Raw genomic sequence first — 18,283 nt, forward strand, 5'->3', positions numbered from 1 at the left:
GAAAAAACCTTGATGGCGTCTGTATGGGATAAAGGGAGACAATATGTCGGCAATCGATGTAAAACTGAATGTATTTGAAGGACCACTTGATCTACTCCTTCATCTGATCGAAAAGAATAAAGTAAATATTTATGATATACCGATTGTAACGATCACAGAGCAATATCTGGATTATGTGAATCATATGGAAGAGGAAGACCTGGATGTTATGAGTGAATTCCTGGTCATGGCGGCGACTCTGATTCGTATCAAATCCAAGATGCTTCTTCCGAAGGTAACAGAAGAGGATGAGGAGGAAGAGGATCCGAGAGAAGAGCTTGTCCGCAGATTGCTGGAGTATAAGATGTACAAATATGCGGCAAGTGAGCTGAAAGATCTGGAGTTTGACGGTGCAAAGGCATTTTATAAAAAAGAAAGCATTCCTGCAGAGGTGAAAAATTTCAAGCCGGTCGTGGATCCGGTTGCACTGATCTCGGAATATGATATGAATCTGGAAAAACTGAATGAGATCTTCAAATCCGTGATGCGGAAACAGGTTGAAAAGGTAGATCCGATCCGTAGTAAGTTCAAAAATATCGAGAGAGAGGAGATCTCACTGGAAGCAAAGATGGCGGAGGTACGGGAACAGGTCCGCGGACTTGCAGGCATCAATTTCCGGACACTGCTTGAAATGCAGGCATCGAGATCGAATATTATCGTAACATTTCTTGCAATATTAGAGCTTATGAAGATTGGAGCCATTCAGATCCGGCAGGAAGAGATATTTGGAGAGATCATCATTGATTCCAGAGATGACATTGCTGCATATGAGTTGAACAGCCAGAATACTGATACAGATAAAACAGAGGCAGATGTGCCGGATTCAATAGAGACAAATGCAGAAGCCATTCATCAGGCAGATGGTGAAGCCAATGAGACAGAACGAGGATAAGATGGGTATGGGTGAGATAAAAGAGAACGAAGCAACAGTAAATGAGATAACACTGGAAAATGTAGAAGAACAGCCGGTAGTTTATAAAGAATACAGTACAGAATATCTGGTTTCTGCAGTTGAAGCAATACTGTTTTCCATTGGGGAGTCTGTGTCAGTAGATCGACTGGCTAAGGCACTGGAGATGGAGACAAAGAAGCTGTCCAAGCAGATGGAAGAGGTGCTGGAAATTTATAATCAGTCTGACCGGGGCATTAAGATGGTTGAGCTTGAAAATGCATATCAGTTGTGTACCAGAAATGAGTACTACGATGTGCTGACAAAGGTTGTCTGTACACCGAAGAAACCAAATCTTACGGATGTACTGCTTGAAACCCTATCGATCGTTGCCTATAAGCAGCCGATCACCAGACCGGAGATTGAAGCCATCCGTGGAGTTTCCTGTGCACATGCGATCAATAAACTGATGGAATACGGACTGGTAGATGAGGTTGGACGACTGGATGCTCCGGGACGACCGATCCTGTTTGGAACGACAGAGGAATTCCTGCGAAGCTTCGGCGTTGCATCGACAGAGGAGCTTCCGATGATCAGTCCGGATAAGATCGAGGACTTTAAGAAGGAAGCACAGGAAGAGGCAAATGAGATCACACTCGGGCTGGATAATGAGTCATAAAACCGACAGATCCGGAATATATTTTTATGAAGAAAGAATATATCCGGTGATCGTATGTTAGGGTTATATTTCAAATATCATAAAAGAAAACAGAAACCTGCAGGAAGAAGGCGACAGAAGATTCCCGCAGGTTTTCTGTTTGTATGGATCCTTGTCGCTGCAGTATTGCTCTGTTCTGTGATTCCTGCGAAAGCATTTGTGATGCAGCCGCAGCAGCAAAGGATAGTTCATTGGAATAACCGCAGCAAACAGAACAGTAATACCCTTCAGGTAGATACAGAGCAAAAGATCACAGACAATGATCTTCATGCATTGTCGGCTGTTCTGATGGATGGAGAAAACGGCAGGATCCTGTATGATAAAGCAGGTGAAGAAGTACGGGCAAATGCCAGTACGACGAAGATCCTTACCTGTATCCTTGCACTTGAATATGGTGATCTGGACGATACGGTGGTCATATCTTCCTATGCAGCAAAGATGCCGGATGTACAGCTTAATATCAGAGAGGGAGAGGAATATAAGTTAAAAGATCTTCTGTATTCGCTGATGCTGGAAAGCCATAATGACAGTGCGGTTGCGATCGCAGAGCATATTGGCGGAAGTGTGGAACAATTTGCGGAGCTGATGAATCAGAAGGCAGAGGATATTGGCTGCATGAAGACACATTTTATTACGCCAAATGGCTTAGATGCAAAGGATAAACATGGAATACATGGAACAACGGCTGCTGACCTGGCTCGGATCCTGCGGTATTGTATCAAAGAGTCGCCTGAAAAGGATACATTTCTTACGATCACAAGAACGTCTGTCTATTCTTTTACCAATCTTGCAGGAACCAGAAGTTTTACCTGCAATAATCATAATGCATTTCTGAATATGATGGATGGAGCACTGACAGGTAAAACCGGCTTTACAGGAACAGCCGGTTACTGTTATGTTGGAGCGTTAGAAAGGGATGGAAAACTGTTCATCGTAGCTTTGCTTGGATGCGGCTGGCCGGGGAATAAAACTTATAAATGGGCAGATACGAAAAAGCTTATGAACTATGGACTGGATCATTATCAGGAACATACCATAAAAGATGATATCCTGCAAAAAACGGACATTCCTATTCAGTATGATCCCAATTACAGAAGACAGCAGGATGCAGAAAAGGCCACGATCGCATGGAACTGCAGCTTTTCAGAAACATTGTTACTGCGGGAAGATGAGCAGATCACTGTCCGGTATATTCTGCCGGAGAAACTTGGACTTCCGTTGCAAACTGGGATGCAGATTGGTTCCGTTGTTCTGTCAATTAACGGTAAGGTCTATGCTATTTATCCGGTATTTATTACAGAAACAATATCCGGAATGACATGGAAGGATTTTATAAGTGGGTACATAAAGTATTATATTGACAGAAATTATTCCTGATCGTTGAATTATAGTTGTATTATACGGACAACAGATGACAGGTTACTATATAATATGGAGCATAAGATTGATGAAAAGAAACAGGGAGGTTATTATTTGAAACAGTTTGTTGTAGTGGGTGGTGACCTGCGTTGCCACTATCTGGTCTTATATTTAAAAGAACAGGGCTATCCGGTTTTTACATGGAAGGTGCCGGAACTTGCAGATACCGGAGAAAAATTACAGGATATAATTGGAAATCTCAAGACCGATGATACTTTAAAAGAAACCGGGCTGTTGCTTCCGGTTCCGGTTACAAAGGACGGTATCCATATCAATGGCTGCTCAGGGCTTACGGCAGAAGCACTTGCTTTCATGGTGGGGGATTTTGGTCTGGTATGTGGGGGCGTGATCTCACAGGAACTGACAAAAGCCTGTGCAGAATCAGGTATACCATGTCATGATTATATGAAAGATGACTGTGTTGCACTAAAAAATGCGGTTGCAACGGCAGAAGGTGCGATCACGGAAAGCTTTATGATGAGTGATATCAATATAGAAAACAGCAAATGTCTGGTTACCGGTTATGGAAGATGCGGGCGTGTCCTTGCACAGAAGCTGCTTCGTATGGGAGCGGAGGTGACGGTTACAGCCAGAAGTGTGGAAGCCTGTATTAAGGCAGCCATGGGGGACTGCCATACGATATTGTTGAATCAGTTGGCTTCCTGTGAAAAGCTGGATACATTTGATTTCTGTTACAATACGATACCGGCGCCTGTGCTTGATCGGGCAGTCTTGTCAAAGCTTCGTCCGGATGTTGTTATCTTGGATATAGCATCCAAACCGGGCGGAACGGATTTTGCATATCTGGATGAGCAGGGGATCTGTTATAAACACAGTCTGGGGATTCCGGGACGGTATTCACCAAAAACTTCCGGTGAGATTCTGGGCGAGGCAGTTTTGTCGTATCTTTGATAAAACAGTCACATAATTTATGATCCTGCATACACTATAATAAACATAAAATCATTGTCAGACAGTAGTATTTGTCTGGTTCTGTTAAATAGTTGGAACCAGACACAACAGCTTGGAATTGATAAAACAGTATGGATCAGAATGATTTTATGGATTGTATTGAATGGAAAGGATTATAGATATGAGTTTATCAGGGTGCAATTGCGGCGTTGCAATAACCGGTTCGTTTTGTACTTTTGATAAAGTAAAGATAGAGATAGAGGAAATGACAAAGCTTGGAATATCGGTATATCCGATCTTTTCCGAACGGTCTGCAACGTACGATACCAGATTTGGCAGAGGGGATGATTTTGTAAAAGACATTCAGAGGATAACAGGGAAGAAAGGGATCTTTACCATCCAGGAGGCAGAACCGATCGGACCAAAAGCATATCTGGATGTACTGGTGATCGCTCCATGTACAGGCAACACACTTGCAAAGTTATGTAACGGTATCACGGATTCTCCGGTGCTGATGGCAGCGAAGGCGCATATCAGAAATAATAAACCGCTGATTATCAGCATTTCAACAAATGATGCGATGGGGATGAATTTTAAGAATATCGGAATGTTGATGAATATGAAGAATATTTATTTTGTTCCATTCTTTCAGGATGATCCCGTAAAGAAACCAAATTCTCTGATCGGAAAACTGTCTCTGATACCGGATACGATAGAGGAGGCTTTAAAGGGGAAGCAGCTTCAGCCGGTATTATGTGACAAGTGATAACGCAGGCAGGAACTTGTGCCCGGAAAAAACCACGATGGTGTCCATATAAATACACGACTCGCTTCATTTCTGCTCGACACGCGCACTTATTTGTCAGCAGTCGCCCAAACTCACCCTGACGGGTTCAGACATGGGCTTGATGCTGACAGTTAGCGTGGGTCTCGCAACGAAATTACGCGAATGTCGATGTTATTTATATGGGCACCCTTGTGGGTTTTTCCGGGCACAAGTTTCTGCCTGTGTTTATTTATGGTATAAAACAGGAATCAGAGTTCAACAGCGATCTGGTATTCCTTTAACCAGTAGTTGACCTGCAGCAGGTATGCCATCATCTGCGGGCCTGCCATTAACTGGCCATACCATGGTTTCCCATAATCCTTCGGAGATTCCAGAAACTGTAGAACTGCTTTTTTATCCAGAAACCGGTTGACAGGGCTTGCAGGATCGTGGATCACTTCTCTTAACCGGTCGGCAAGGATCGTTTCATAAAGTGGGTTATAGGTCTTAGGATACGGGCTTTTCTTCCGGAACAGGATTTCATTTGGAACCAGATTTACAGCGGCATGACGGAGCAGGCTTTTCTCTGTCTGGTTTCGGTATTTGTATTTCCATGGCACATTAAAGACATACTGCAGAAGATGGATGTCAGCAAATGGTACTCTTGCCTCCAGACCATGATACATACTGGTACGATCCATACGGTCAAGCAGGGTCTGCATGAACATCCGGATATTCATGTAACCGATCCGGCGACGGGATTTCTCGATATCGGATTCTTCCGGCAGCACCGGAATCTCGGAGATGATTTGATGGTAAAGATTTTTCACATAGTCATCCATCTGCAGGGCATCTGCAAATTCCGGATCCAACAGTTGCTTTCTTGGTGTAAGATCGGTCATCCATGGAAAAGTATCGGATGCAAGCAGATCTTCCCGGTAGAACCATGGATATCCGCCAAATATTTCATCGGCACATTCTCCGGTCAGCACAACCTTATTGTTTTCAGATACCAGCTTACAGAAATACAGCAGGGATGAATCAACGTCTGCCATGGTCGGCTGATCTCTGGAAAGAACGGAATCATAAAGCAGGTCGGCAAGCTCTTCCATATTGCAGGTCAGGTAGTGATGTTTCGTTCCGAGGAAAGAGACCATCTGATCTACATATGGCCGATCCTGTTCCGGTTGAAAGGCATTTGATTTAAAATAGCGTGAATTATCGGTAAAATCAAAGGAATAGGTATCGAGTACCTGCCCCTGTTTCTTTAGTTCTTCCGCACAGATGGCACTGACGATCGAGGAATCGATACCGCCGGACAGAAAGGTACAGATCGGAACATCGGATACGATCTGTCGTTTTACTGCAGCGTTTAACAGATCAGAGGTCTTTTCCACGGTTGTCTGATAGTCATCGGTATGAGGTATGCTTTGAATCCGAAAATAGCAAGTGATGGAACAGCCGAATCGGTCATATCGGATATAATGACCGGGTTTTAGTTCGTCGATTCCTTTGAAGACACCGCAGCCCGGTGTTTTTGACGGGCCAAGAGCAAAAATCTCACATAAGCCTTTTTTATCCAGTCTTGGAAATGTGCCGGGATAACAGAACAGTGCCTTTCGCTCTGATGCAAAGACAAGTGTCCGGTCAGATAAAAAGGTATAATATAAAGGCTTTACACCGAATGGATCCCGGTAAAGTAAAATGGCTTCTTCGGCATGATCGTAGATCGCAAAAGAAAATATACCATTGATATGTTTTACAAAGTCAGGCCCATAGTATATGTATGAAAACAGCAGTACCTCGGTATCGGATGTTGTGGAAAAGGAATAACCGCGTAAGATCAGTTCCCTTTTCAGTTCATCTGTATTATAGATTTCTCCATTGAATACGATAGTGAACGTTCTTCCCTGTACAGTGCGGGACATGGGTTGAAGTCCGGCTTTGATATCCCGGATGGATAATCTTGTATGAGACAGTCCGCATGTATCCATCAGAAGAATACCATCATCATCCGGCCCGCGATGCTTTTGCTTTGCATTCATGGCAGACAGAATATCATGAAAATGTCCGGGCGTTTCCAGGTATCTGCCATGTACATTATAAAATCCAGAAATAGAACACATAGATAACTCGTTTCGGTTTCGTCGTATAATTGTATGAAACAGGGCAGTAAAATATGCAGAAAAAGAAATCCGAAAAATACAAAACAAAAGTGCCGAAAAATACAAAATAAAAAAGAAATATTTATGCAGATGTAAAATCAACACAAAGTGTTACAGATGTTACGCTTGCTTCATATGTCGAGAAATTAGAAGAAATGGGTTTGGATTTATTCCGGTTGAAGTTACACCGGGCTTCTATTCTGAGGATGATAACAGTACCATTGGTAACGGTGCGGTCAGTGGTTCCGATAATCAGGATTCAGAATCAGAAGATTCCAGCAGTGATCAGGACAATAATGATAATGATGATTCAACGGAGATCAATCTGTTATAGTATGTTTTATCAATATCCGAAAGAGTGTTCCATGGATCTGTATGATGTAGAAGGCAGTCTTGTGAGCGAGAATGATGTGAATTACAAGCATGTAAAAGGAAATGATATTTCAGAGATCCTTCAGATCAAGGAATATATGAAAGGTGACAGTATCAAAAATATTCATTGGAAAATGTCAGCTAAGATGGGAAAGACCATGGTAAAAGAACTGGATACACCAAATGATAATTCCGTCATGATATTCATCGGTTTGCAAAGGTGATCTTTATTACATATGATGCCAACCGGGATGCAGCCTTTGAGATCGAACGTTTAGAAAAGGGGATTGTCCTGTATGTTTGATGCAGGTGTTTTGGTGATTTTTCCCAGAAAACGCATTGACTTTTTTTCTCATTTATGCTAAAGTAACAACAGTTTATATGTCAAATGCAATGACAAGGAGGAGTACATACAGGACCGGCTCCCAGAGAGAAGATGGTGGTGAGAATCTTCAGCTAGGATGTATGGAAGTAGCCTTCGAGCAGTGGACTGAAAAGCATGACTTCATAAGAAGTGCTGAGTAGGATTCAACGGATTTCCCCGTTATAGGAATACAATATAACGCAGATAAGATTTGTAAGTATTGGATGAGAGCAGGAAGAACCTGAATTTAGGTGGTACCACGGATATGATTATTCGCCCTAAGCTGATATACGGCTTAGGGCTTTTTTAGTGGATGGGAAACGCTCTTTTTGGAAATTTATATGGATGACAATTAAAGGAGGATATAGGTTATGGAGATTAATGGAGCACAGATGTTTGTAAAAGCATTACAGGAAGAACATGTTGATACACTGTTTGCCTATCCGGGTGGAACAGCGATCGACTTATTTGACGCATTATACGATGCAGAGGGAATCGATATGATTCTTCCAAGACATGAGCAGGCACTTGTTCATGCAGCAGATGGATATGCAAGATCAACCGGAAAGGTTGGTGTATGTCTGGTTACAAGCGGGCCTGGTGCAACGAATCTGGTTACAGGAATTGCAACAGCAAATTATGACAGTGTTCCTCTGGTATGTTTTACCGGACAGGTACCGATGAATCTGATCGGTAACGACGCCTTTCAGGAGGTCGATATCGTAGGTATCACCAGAAACATCTGCAAATATGCAGTAACAGTCAGAAAGAGAGAAGATCTGGCAAGAATTATCAAGAATGCATTCTATATCGCAAGAACCGGTAAGCCGGGTCCTGTACTGGTTGATATACCAAAAGATATCCAGCTTGCAATGGGTTCGGATGAATATCCGGATGAAGTAAATATCAGAGGATATAAGCCATCAGAGGGTGTACATTCTGGTCAGCTTAAGAAGGCTCTGGCAGAATTAAACCATGCAAAGAAACCGGTATTTCTGATCGGTGGCGGTGTGAATATCGCACATGCAAGAAAAGAAATGCAGGAATTATGTGAATTAACAGGAATCCCTGTTGTTACTACGATCATGGGTAAGGGAGCAATTCCGACGGACCATCCTTTATATGTTGGTAATATCGGAATGCATGGAAATCTCGCATCCAATAAAGCAATCATGGAATGTGATGTCTTATTCTCAATCGGAACCAGATTTAACGACCGTATCACCGGTACGATTGACACATTTGCAAAGAATGCAAAGATCATACATATCGATATCGATGCAGCATCAATCTCCAGAAATATCGAGGTAGACATCCCAATCGTAGCAGATGCAAAGCTTGCGATCACGAAGATGTTAAAATATGCAAAGAAATTAGATATATCCGATTGGGTTGCTGAGATCATGGAAGTGAAGAAACAGTATCCGATCAACATGAATTCTTATAAAGGTGTTACACCTGAGAAGATCATTAAGACGATCAACGAGATGTATGACGATCTCATTATTACTACAGATGTAGGACAGAACCAGTTATGGACAACACAGTATATTGCACTTGGCGGTGAGAACCAGCTCTTAACCTCCGGCGGTCTTGGTACGATGGGATATGGACTTCCTGCTGCCATCGGGGCAAAGATCGGTAACCCGGATAAGAATGTTATCTGCATTTCCGGTGATGGTGGTGTACAGATGAATATTCAGGAGATGGCGACTGCGGTTGCACAGGAGCTTCCGATCACGATCTGTATTTTAAACAATGGTTATCTTGGAAATGTACGTCAGTGGCAGGAGCTGTTCTTCAACAAGCGTTACAGCAGTACCTGTCTGAGATACAGAAAGAGCTGTAATCATGACTGCCAGAATCCTGACAAATGCTGTCCGAAATATACACCGGATTTTGTAAAACTGGCGGAAAGCTATGAGGCGCTTGGAATCCGTGTTACAAAGGAAGAAGAGATCAAAGCAGCATTTGAGCAGGCAAAGGCAAATACAAAGGGACCTACAGTTATAGAGTTCTATATTGATCCGACTGCAAATGTATTCCCTATGGTTCCGGGTGGCAAGTCATTAAATGATATGATCATGGATTGTTAAGGAGGATAGACAGATGAGTGAAAAGAAAAGATGGATATGTTTATATGTTGAAAATGAAATAGGTGTACTTGCAAGAATCTCCGGTCTGTTTTCCGGTAAATCCTATAACCTGAACAGTCTGACTGTAGGAGAAACAGAGGATACGACGGTATCCAGAATGACGATCAGTTTTACCAGTGATGATCGTACTTTTGAACAGGTAAAGAAGCAGTTGAACCGCAGCGTGGAAGTAATCAAGGTGGTTGATTATACGGATATTCCGATCCATAATAAAGAGATCTTATTCATCAAGGTAAAAGAATGTAATACCGATGATAAGGATGAAGTATTCCGTATTGCAAATGCATTTAACTTCAAGATCACGGACTATGACAGAAAGAATATTCTGGTGGAATGTTTACAGACAGAAAATCAGAACAATGATGCGATCAAGTTATTCAAGCAGAGTTTTCCAAATCGGATCGAGGTTGTCCGTGGAGGAAGCGTTGCAGTAGAAGCAATCAGCATGTCGGAGCGCTAAAGGGGATAAAAATTATGAGATTTCTGATTCAGAGAGTGAATCATGCAAGTGTAACAGTAGATGATAAAGAGGTAGGAAAGATCGGAAAAGGTCTGTTGGTATTTGTAGGTGTATTCGAAGAAGATACAGAAGAAGCTGCAGACAAATTAATCCGTAAACTGCTGGGACTTCGTATATTTGCGGATGAAAATGGCAAGACAAATCTTTCTCTTACAGATGTAAACGGTGAGCTTCTGATCGTATCACAGTTTACCTTATGTGCAGACTGTAAGAAAGGAAACCGCCCATCTTTTACAAAGGCAGGCAACCCTGAAAAAGCAAATGCGTTATATGAATATGTCCTGTCTGCTTGCAGGGAAAAAATCGCAGTTACAGAAAGCGGTATTTTTGGTGCGGACATGAGAGTGGATCTGTCCAATGATGGACCGTTTACGATCCTGTTTGATAGCCGTGAAATGTAAAAAAATACATGGGAATGGATCCAAATTGAATATCTTGCATGAAAAATTGTAAATTTTTTTCAAAAACATACGATTATTTCTTGAAAAACATACAAAGAATTAATATAATTGAGTTTAGGTTATGTTAAATAAACACGTAAAGGAGAAGCGCTATAATGTTAACAAAGGAAAGCATTGAAGAAAAGACCTTTAAAAAGGGACTTTTTGGTTATAATAAAGATGAAGTAAATTCATTTATGAGAGAAGTATCGGATGAGTTTGCTTCATTACAGGCAAAATATGATGCCGCTGTAGCAGAAAATGAACTGGCTCAGAATTCTCTCAGAGAGAATAGTGTAAAGATCTATGAATTAGAGAAACAGTTAGAGCAGGCTGCTCCGGGTTCCAAAAAGGAACAGAATGCGGCAAACAGTGAAGCAAACAAAATCATTAACGATGCAAAGAAACGTGCAAATGAAGTTCTTTCCAATGCAAAGGCAGAACTTGCAAAGTTAAAAGCGGAGATGGAAGAGCTTAAGGCAAATGGCGGTACTGTAACAGCAACAGCCAGCACGACAGCTTCATCAATCAATGAAGATGCGTTAGAAGCTGATCCGATTACAAAGCTGAAGATGAAGTCTCAGACAACAGCAGAACCTCAGAAGCTGAAGATGAAGCCAAAGGAAGAGCCAAAAGAGGAAAGCAAGCCACAGGCATTTGCAGGGAAGAGTGCTGTAACAGAGGATGAAGAAGACGAAGTAATCGTAGGAGAAATCGAAGAAGGCGTTAAACGCAATCAGGTTCTGATCGGTGATGGCGATGAGGATGACGATTTCGAATTCTTATAAAGCAGGCTGATTTGTATGACATATAGGGAATGTCTCGATTATTTTCATAAATTATCAGTACATAGGAACATAGATGGATTACAGGATGATACCTATTTCCAGTTTGATGTTATTGGACGTGACAGTGGACATTTTTATATTCATTTGAAAGATGGTACACTTGAGGTCATTTCGGGGGAATATAAACAACGAAATGTTCAGTTTATCGTTACAATATCCAGTCTGGAACGGGTGATAAATGGAGTAATGGATCCGATTTATGCATATGCTACAGGAAAATTAAATATTGCTGGTGATGTGTCATTGGGAAGAAATTTCCTGTCACGCATCATCAAAGAGTAAAAAAGAAGAAACCTGTCAGATATTAACTGGCAGGTTTCTTTTTGCCTTTATAGCTATAAACGATGTGTTACATCTTTATTTATAAAAGAAGCTTGGATATCGTTGCATTACATCTCAACTTAAAAGATGTTTGATATCATTGCATTACATGGTATCAGATTTTTATAACAGATCAGCAACTTCCTTTAAGAGACGTTCTGTCTTATCCCATCCGAGACAAGGGTCTGTGATGGATTTGCCATAGCATCCTCCACCAACCGGCTGATTACCGTCTTCGATATAACTTTCAACCATAACACCTTTTACAAGTTCTTTGATATCAGGATCGTAATTGCGGCTGTGGATAACTTCTTTTACGATTCGTGGCTGCTCATCAAATTTTTTGCCTGAATTGTTATGATTTGCATCAACGATACATGAATGATTTACCAGATTGAACTTCTGGTATGATTCATATAAAAGACGAAGATCTTCGTAGTGGTAGTTTGAGATGGAACGACCATGTTTATTTAATGCACCTCTTAATATACAATGGGTCAGTGGGTTTCCGTCTGTGTGGGCTTCCCATCCGGAATATAAGAAAGTATGCGGATGCTGTCCAGCAAGACAAGAATTCATCATAACAGTATAATCCCCACTGGTTGGGTTCTTCATGCCAACCGGAATGTCCATTCCACTTGCCGTTAATCTGTGCTGCTGATCCTCAACGGAACGTGCACCGATCGCTACATAGGATAAGATGTCGTCAACATATTGCCAGTTCTCGGAATAGAGCATTTCGTCTGCTGCTGTGAGTCCGGTTTCTTTGATCGCGCGGATATGCATTTTACGGATTGCATATAAACCTTCTAACATATCAGAAGCCTTATTCGGATCCGGCTGATGCAACATCCCCTTGTATCCATCACCCGTTGTTCTTGGTTTGTTCGTATATATACGTGGAATTACAAGAATTTTATCTTTGACCTGTTCTGCAACCTTTGCCAGTCTGTTCTGATAGTCGCATACAGCATCTTCGTTATCAGCGGAACATGGACCAATTATAAATATAAATCGCTTGTCTTCTCCGGTAAAAATTTTTCTGATCTCTTCATCTCGTTTTGCTTTAATGTCTTTGAGTTCCTGTGAGAGAGGATATAACTCTTTGATCTCTTCACCGGTTGGTACTCGTTTGACCAATTTCATACTCATTGATTTTTCCTCCTGTTATAATTTGTCCAGTTAATAAATGACGAAAGTGTCATTATTTCTTAAATTACCGCATATTGCGCATAATTCTGTAGTATTATAGCAGAATATAATTAATTATGAAAGAAAAATATCAACACAAACATTCTTTATTCATTTTTTTAAGCATAAATTGTATAAATGAACAGATTAGAGGGATGTTATTGAAACGGGTAAAAATGGGAAAGAGGATAGGCAGAGCATTTGCAGGTACGGTTCTTGGAATAGCACTTGTAGTCGGACATATCGGCCAATCGGTAATATATAGTGTTGCTGTAACAGATGGAACAGCAACAGATGAAATAGCGACAGATCAGTCCGGACTTCAATTGGAATCACAATCATGTATCCTTATGGAATCAACGACAGGAACGGTATTATATGAGAAAAATGCAGATGAAGCAAGGAAACCTGCATCCGTCACAAAGGTAATGACGCTGCTTCTGATTTTTGAGGCAATGAAGGCAGGTGATTATCAGATGTCTGATATTGTAACTGTGAGTGAACATGCAGCTTCTATGGGTGGTTCACAATGCTTCTTTGAGACCGGGGAACAGCAGACGGTTGAAGATATGATAAAATGTATCATTATTGCATCAGGAAACGATGCGGCAGTTGCTATGGCAGAATTCACGGCAGGAAGCGAGGAAGCCTTTGTTCAGAGAATGAATGACCGGGCAAAGGAACTTGGAATGGAGCATACACATTTCGTCAATGCATGTGGACTGGATGCAGATGGACATGAGACATCGGCAAAAGACATTGCGATCATGTCCAGACAGTTAATTGACGAACATCCTGAGATCCTGAATTATTCCGGTATCTGGATGGATTCAATCGTACATAAAACCGCAAGGGGAGAGTCAAGATTTGACCTTGCTAATACAAATAAATTCCTAAATATGTATACCGGGGCAACCGGGCTTAAAACCGGATATACGGCGACAGCTAAATACTGTATGTCGGCGACGGCGAACAGAAACGGCATTACATTGATCGCAGTCATCATGGGAGCTGAAACAAAGGATATCAGAAATAAAGAGGCCTGCAAGCTATTAGATTATGGATATGCAAATTGCAATCTGTATAAAGATGAAAATGTACTTGACACCCGTAGCGTTTCTATAGAAAATGGTATCAGTGACGAGCTGGCGATTGACAGTGTATCGGACTTCTCATCCGTTCTGCTTCGCGGGGAAAAGGCAGATGATGTAAAGAAGATACTGGTTCAGGATGAACCGCTTACAGCACCGATAAAAAAAGGATATGTTGTCGGTCATATAGAATATTCAATCAATGGTCGTATCCTTGGTTCAGTCGAGGTCGTTGCAGCAGAAAATATAAAGAAAATGACGTTTGGCTACAGCTTTAAAAAAGTATTATATCTTGCCTTTCGTTCCTAGAGGAAGAGAAAATGTTATTCGATATTATCAGTATCATCTGTATATTTGCGATTATCTGTCTGTGCGCAGTTCTGATCGAAAGCAGACGGGAGAATCATATGCTTTCGGTATCTCATTATACAATCACGGATAAAAGGATAAAAAAGTCTGCTACATTTGCGATGATCGCAGATCTTCATAATGCAGAATTCGGAGATAAAAATGAGGATCTCATAAAAGAGATAAAAAAGATTGCTCCTGATGCAGTTTTGATTGCAGGAGATGTTATAGTCGGAAAGAAAGATGTCAGACCGGGTGTTGCGATAGACCTTCTGCAAAAGCTTGGAAGTGAATTCCCTGTTTATATTTCAAAGGGAAATCATGAGATGCGAACCGTTTTATATACAGAGCAGTATGGAGATATATGGGAATGCCTGTATGAACAGACAAAGAATTACGTTCATTGGCTTATAAATGAGGAAGCTACTCTGGCATCTGACAACATTCAGATCGTGGGGCTTGACATGGATGCAGCTTATTACAGAAGATTCCGGCTTCAGAAGATGGAGACGGACTATCTGGTGAAGCTTCTTCCAACAAGGCATCAGGATGCATATACGATTCTACTGGCGCATAACCCGGATTATTTTTCGGTTTATGCGGAATGGGGAGCAGATTTGGTGTTATCCGGTCATGTACACGGGGGCATGATCATACTTCCGTTTTTGGGGGGAGTGATATCACCGATGGTACGGCTGTTTCCGAAATATTACCGGGGTATGTATGAATATCGTAATAAAAAAATGATTTTAACAGGTGGACTTGGTGGTCATACTTTAAAGTTCCGGGTCAATAATAAACCGGAGATATGCGTGATCCATCTGGAAGGAGAATAACAGGGGAAGATTATGAGTGAGGAATACAAAGAAGTAGAGCAGACAGAGAGTGAAGCAGAGCCAACAGAAAGCGGCGCAGACAAAGAAACCGAAAACGTGGCGGACAAAGAGGCTGAGCAGACTGGGGCTGAGATGGAAGCAGTCAAAGAGACAGACCAGACAGAGACTCAAGAAATAGAAACAAAAGACCAGCCGGAGGTTGCTGCCACGGCTGCTGCCATACCATCGGATGTCTTTGTCGATAAGAGTGTCTATGAACAGATCGATAGACGGAAAAAAGGAAAAAAGATCGCTGCTATTATATCAATTTCTGTGGGCGGAGTTATTTTACTTTGTTATCTTACATTGTCGATCTGGTTTAGTTTTCATTTTAACAAGAATACATATATTGACGGACAGAATGTATCCTATCATACAGTAAAATCTGTAAAAAACACGATCGATACATATATGAGTGAATATTCTTTAAGCGTAAACGGCAGAGAACATGCATCATTTGTGATCCGTCCGGAAGATATCGATATGACGATACAGGCAGTTTCCAATGAGAAAAGCATCAAGAAGAAACAAAATGGCTTTCTGTGGTTTTTGTATCTGAATGATAATCGGAAAGATTATAAAACCAGTTACGAAGTAACATATGATAAAGAAAAGTTGTATCAGTTCTTAAAAAATCAGGACTGTATGCAGGAAAAGAATATGAATAAGCCAAAGGATGCCTATGTAGTAGTTGAAAAGAGCGAGGCGGTTATCATACCAGAGACAGAAGGCAGTTATCTGGATACAGATAAGGTGCAGGAAGTGATAGAAACGGCACTTGAACAGGTGAAAGCTACTACAGACCTTGATAAAGAAGCGTGTTATGAGAATGCAGAGATCACGGCAGACAGTACGGAGATCGCAGACCGGAAAAAAGCACTGGAAACATATCTTGCGGTTCAGATCAACTACAGCATTGATCGTGTAACATGGACGCTTGATGCATCAACATTTGGCAGCTGGCTCTATTATGATAACGGAAAATGGAAGTTCAAAAAGAAATCGGTTCAGGCATATGTGAGACAACTTGCAGAGACATATGATACTGTCGGAACAACGAGAACCTTTCAGACCTATACCGGAAGATATGTAGAAGAAACAGGCAATCGTTATGGATGGGCAATTGATGTGGAAGCGGAGACAAAGGGCTTGCGGGAAGCACTTGCAAGTGGGAAATCACAGGAGCGTACACCGGAGTTTTCCCAGGTAGGAGCGGCATATAACAAATACGGGGATATCGGTTATTCTTATGTAGAGGTCGATCTGTCGAACCAGCATGTTTATCTGATTGTAAGTGGAAAACTGGTCACAGATTCCCCTTGTGTTACCGGATGCGTGAAGAACGGTCATGGTACACCGGATGGATTATATTCGGTTACATATAAGGAATCACCATCGGTTCTCAGAGGTGAAGATTACGAGACAAAGGTGAATTTCTGGATGCCTTTTAATCGTGGAATCGGGCTTCATGATGCGACATGGCGTGATGAGTTCGGCGGAGACATTTATTATTCCGGCGGTTCGCATGGCTGCGTTAATCTGCCATATCAGAAAGCAGCGGTTATTTATGAAAATATATACGCAGGTATGCCTGTGATCTGTTATTATTAAGATGTTTATTTTATCAGAAAAAAGCAGGTTGATATTGTGAGCACAACTCATTTAATACAGGCGAAATCGTATTTTACAAATAAAAAATAGTTGTATATTTTGTGTATTAATGGTATTATAGCAAAGTCATAGGAAAAGGAGATATACCCAAGTGGCTGAAGGGTCCGCTCTCGAAAAGCGGTAGGTCGGGCAACCGGCGCGAGAGTTCAAATCTCTCTATCTCCGTTTTATGAAAATAAGCTGACATTCAGATGGGTGTCAGCTTTTTTACCATATGGATATATGTGGAAAATCAGAATTATGTATTTCAGAGACTGGGTACAGGTGAGCTGCGGCACTGGGATAAGGAGATGTTATTTATGTATGATGAGGCTGTTCGTTATATCACTGGTAAAATAAAGATGAAGCCGGAGATAGGGATCGTACTTGGAAGTGGACTGGGTGATGCATTTACCATGGATGATCCGGTGTATATTAATTATAAAGAGGTTCCGGGCTTCCCTGTTTCGACAGTTGCCGGCCATAAGGGACGATTTATATTTGGTTATTCCTGTGGAAAACCGATTGTTGTCATGCAGGGCAGAGTTCATTACTATGAGGGATATTCCATGCAGGATGTCGTGAAACCGATCCGGCTGATGGGGCTTCTTGGAATACGGTGGCTGATTCTTACCAATGCGGCAGGAGGAATCAGTGAAGAGCTGGTACCGGGAGATATCATGATCATTTCGGATCAGATATCAAGCTTTGTTCCATCTCCCTTGATTGGAAGGAATATAGACAAGTTTGGTGTCAGATTTCCGGATATGAGCCATATATATGACGAAGAAAAAATTCAGATAAGCAGGAAAATATTTGAGAGAATGGGATTTCATACTGTGGAAGGTACTTATCTTCAGACATCAGGACCTCAATATGAGACGCCGGCCGAGATACGGATGTTTCATATGCTTGGTGCAGATGCGGTTGGTATGAGTACAGCATGTGAGGCAATCGCGGCCTGCCATATGGGAATCCGGGTATCCGGTTTTTCGGCAATTTCAAATAAAGCGGCAGGACTTGGTGCTGAATTAAAGCATGAGGATATTCTGGATCGCAGTAAGGAGATGTCTGATAAAATGAGCAGACTCCTTACAGAATTGATCGAAAGTTATAGTGATGGCACAGAATAAAATATTCCGATCATTTGATGAAAAGTGATAATCAGTCATTTATAAGCGGATATGGATTAATTAGAA

The 18,283-nt window shown here is 41.5% G+C and carries 17 protein-coding genes, 1 tRNA gene and 1 other annotated feature; of the genes, 16 read left to right on the forward strand and 2 right to left on the reverse strand.

Annotated elements, in window-relative coordinates; all coding sequences use genetic code 11:
- The first annotated feature begins 43 nt into the window (after positions 1-43).
- The 5 genes from DWW85_RS03455 to DWW85_RS03475 all read left to right on the forward strand — a co-directional run bounded on the left by DWW85_RS03455 (position 44) and on the right by DWW85_RS03475 (position 4,743).
- On the forward strand, positions 44-931 hold the full coding sequence (locus tag DWW85_RS03455) for a segregation/condensation protein A (RefSeq protein WP_242996014.1): 888 nt from the start codon (positions 44-46) through the stop codon (positions 929-931).
- Positions 876-1,607 carry an SMC-Scp complex subunit ScpB gene (gene scpB / locus DWW85_RS03460; RefSeq protein ID WP_347470668.1) on the forward strand — a complete coding sequence of 244 codons (732 nt, stop codon included), beginning with the start codon at positions 876-878 and terminating at the stop codon, positions 1,605-1,607. Before DWW85_RS03455 ends, scpB begins: the two co-directional genes overlap by 56 nt.
- Before the next feature lie 177 nt (positions 1,608-1,784).
- Entirely contained in the window at positions 1,785-3,023 is a 1,239-nt protein-coding gene (locus tag DWW85_RS03465; protein ID WP_242996015.1) for a D-alanyl-D-alanine carboxypeptidase family protein, read from the forward strand.
- 54 nt (positions 3,024-3,077) lie between these two features.
- Entirely contained in the window at positions 3,078-3,977 is a 900-nt protein-coding gene (locus DWW85_RS03470) for a dipicolinate synthase subunit DpsA (protein ID WP_021943927.1), read from the forward strand.
- Between the two features lie 163 nt (positions 3,978-4,140).
- Entirely contained in the window at positions 4,141-4,743 is a 603-nt protein-coding gene (locus DWW85_RS03475) for a dipicolinate synthase subunit B (protein WP_347470669.1), read from the forward strand.
- A gap of 269 nt (positions 4,744-5,012) precedes the next feature.
- Here DWW85_RS03475 and asnB read toward each other — a convergent pair whose 3' ends face one another.
- Entirely contained in the window at positions 5,013-6,869 is a 1,857-nt protein-coding gene (gene asnB / locus DWW85_RS03480) for an asparagine synthase (glutamine-hydrolyzing) (protein ID WP_117807529.1), read from the reverse strand.
- Positions 6,870-7,210: 341 nt separating this feature from the next.
- Between asnB and DWW85_RS03485 the strand changes: the two genes are divergently transcribed.
- The 6 genes from DWW85_RS03485 to DWW85_RS03510 all read left to right on the forward strand — a co-directional run bounded on the left by DWW85_RS03485 (position 7,211) and on the right by DWW85_RS03510 (position 11,890).
- Entirely contained in the window at positions 7,211-7,504 is a 294-nt protein-coding gene (locus DWW85_RS03485) for a DUF58 domain-containing protein (protein ID WP_226801011.1), read from the forward strand.
- A gap of 160 nt (positions 7,505-7,664) precedes the next feature.
- Positions 7,665-7,928, forward strand: a binding site (T-box leader).
- Between the two features lie 87 nt (positions 7,929-8,015).
- Complete coding sequence (gene ilvB, locus DWW85_RS03490) at positions 8,016-9,740, forward strand: biosynthetic-type acetolactate synthase large subunit (protein ID WP_021943923.1); 1,725 nt, start codon at positions 8,016-8,018, stop codon at positions 9,738-9,740.
- A gap of 13 nt (positions 9,741-9,753) precedes the next feature.
- The gene (ilvN, locus tag DWW85_RS03495) at positions 9,754-10,260 is read left to right on the forward strand and encodes an acetolactate synthase small subunit (RefSeq protein WP_021943922.1); all 507 of its coding nucleotides are present in this window, start codon (positions 9,754-9,756) and stop codon (positions 10,258-10,260) included.
- 14 nt (positions 10,261-10,274) lie between these two features.
- Positions 10,275-10,721, forward strand: coding sequence for a D-aminoacyl-tRNA deacylase (dtd, locus tag DWW85_RS03500; RefSeq protein WP_117807531.1), 447 nt, complete (start codon positions 10,275-10,277; stop codon positions 10,719-10,721).
- A gap of 155 nt (positions 10,722-10,876) precedes the next feature.
- Entirely contained in the window at positions 10,877-11,548 is a 672-nt protein-coding gene (locus DWW85_RS03505) for a DivIVA domain-containing protein (protein ID WP_117807532.1), read from the forward strand.
- 15 nt (positions 11,549-11,563) lie between these two features.
- A complete protein-coding gene (locus DWW85_RS03510) occupies positions 11,564-11,890 on the forward strand; it encodes an SCP2 sterol-binding domain-containing protein (protein ID WP_117807533.1) in 327 nt (108 codons plus the stop codon).
- Positions 11,891-12,052: 162 nt separating this feature from the next.
- Here the strand turns inward: DWW85_RS03510 and DWW85_RS03515 are convergent, their stop codons facing one another.
- The gene (locus DWW85_RS03515; protein WP_021943918.1) at positions 12,053-13,081 is read right to left on the reverse strand and encodes a 3-deoxy-7-phosphoheptulonate synthase; all 1,029 of its coding nucleotides are present in this window, start codon (positions 13,079-13,081) and stop codon (positions 12,053-12,055) included.
- A 215-nt stretch (positions 13,082-13,296) separates the two neighbouring features.
- Between DWW85_RS03515 and DWW85_RS03520 the strand changes: the two genes are divergently transcribed.
- The 5 genes from DWW85_RS03520 to DWW85_RS03540 all read left to right on the forward strand — a co-directional run bounded on the left by DWW85_RS03520 (position 13,297) and on the right by DWW85_RS03540 (position 18,217).
- Complete coding sequence (locus DWW85_RS03520) at positions 13,297-14,520, forward strand: D-alanyl-D-alanine carboxypeptidase family protein (RefSeq protein WP_242996017.1); 1,224 nt, start codon at positions 13,297-13,299, stop codon at positions 14,518-14,520.
- Between the two features lie 11 nt (positions 14,521-14,531).
- Positions 14,532-15,395 (forward strand): metallophosphoesterase, encoded by an 864-nt coding sequence (locus DWW85_RS03525; protein WP_117807535.1) that lies wholly within the window; start codon positions 14,532-14,534, stop codon positions 15,393-15,395.
- A gap of 12 nt (positions 15,396-15,407) precedes the next feature.
- Positions 15,408-17,045, forward strand: coding sequence for a peptidoglycan binding domain-containing protein (locus DWW85_RS03530; RefSeq protein ID WP_117807536.1), 1,638 nt, complete (start codon positions 15,408-15,410; stop codon positions 17,043-17,045).
- Positions 17,046-17,182: 137 nt separating this feature from the next.
- Positions 17,183-17,270 (forward strand) — tRNA-Ser (locus DWW85_RS03535).
- Positions 17,271-17,329: 59 nt separating this feature from the next.
- On the forward strand, positions 17,330-18,217 hold the full coding sequence (locus DWW85_RS03540) for a purine-nucleoside phosphorylase (protein WP_242996019.1): 888 nt from the start codon (positions 17,330-17,332) through the stop codon (positions 18,215-18,217).
- The last annotated feature ends 66 nt before the right edge of the window (positions 18,218-18,283 follow it).

Origin of the sequence: Clostridium sp. AF17-21AC (genome assembly GCF_003461365.1) — a bacterium.
GTDB lineage: Bacteria > Bacillota > Clostridia > Lachnospirales > Lachnospiraceae > Coprococcus > Coprococcus ammoniilyticus.

Excerpts from the sequence above, each read along its gene's own strand:
- DWW85_RS03455 (WP_242996014.1), top strand. The coding sequence starts at position 44 with ATGTCGGCAATCGATGTAAAACTGAATGTATTTGAAGGACCACTTGAT.
- scpB (WP_347470668.1), top strand. The coding sequence starts at position 876 with ATGCAGAAGCCATTCATCAGGCAGATGGTGAAGCCAATGAGACAGAAC.
- DWW85_RS03470 (WP_021943927.1), top strand. The coding sequence starts at position 3,078 with ATGGAGCATAAGATTGATGAAAAGAAACAGGGAGGTTATTATTTGAAA.
- DWW85_RS03475 (WP_347470669.1), top strand. The coding sequence starts at position 4,141 with ATGGAAAGGATTATAGATATGAGTTTATCAGGGTGCAATTGCGGCGTT.
- asnB (WP_117807529.1), bottom strand. The coding sequence starts at position 6,869 with ATGTGTTCTATTTCTGGATTTTATAATGTACATGGCAGATACCTGGAA.
- DWW85_RS03485 (WP_226801011.1), top strand. The coding sequence starts at position 7,211 with ATGATGATTCAACGGAGATCAATCTGTTATAGTATGTTTTATCAATAT.
- ilvB (WP_021943923.1), top strand. The coding sequence starts at position 8,016 with ATGGAGATTAATGGAGCACAGATGTTTGTAAAAGCATTACAGGAAGAA.
- ilvN (WP_021943922.1), top strand. The coding sequence starts at position 9,754 with ATGAGTGAAAAGAAAAGATGGATATGTTTATATGTTGAAAATGAAATA.
- dtd (WP_117807531.1), top strand. The coding sequence starts at position 10,275 with ATGAGATTTCTGATTCAGAGAGTGAATCATGCAAGTGTAACAGTAGAT.
- DWW85_RS03505 (WP_117807532.1), top strand. The coding sequence starts at position 10,877 with ATGTTAACAAAGGAAAGCATTGAAGAAAAGACCTTTAAAAAGGGACTT.
- DWW85_RS03510 (WP_117807533.1), top strand. The coding sequence starts at position 11,564 with ATGACATATAGGGAATGTCTCGATTATTTTCATAAATTATCAGTACAT.
- DWW85_RS03515 (WP_021943918.1), bottom strand. The coding sequence starts at position 13,081 with ATGAGTATGAAATTGGTCAAACGAGTACCAACCGGTGAAGAGATCAAA.
- DWW85_RS03520 (WP_242996017.1), top strand. The coding sequence starts at position 13,297 with ATGGGAAAGAGGATAGGCAGAGCATTTGCAGGTACGGTTCTTGGAATA.
- DWW85_RS03525 (WP_117807535.1), top strand. The coding sequence starts at position 14,532 with ATGTTATTCGATATTATCAGTATCATCTGTATATTTGCGATTATCTGT.
- DWW85_RS03530 (WP_117807536.1), top strand. The coding sequence starts at position 15,408 with ATGAGTGAGGAATACAAAGAAGTAGAGCAGACAGAGAGTGAAGCAGAG.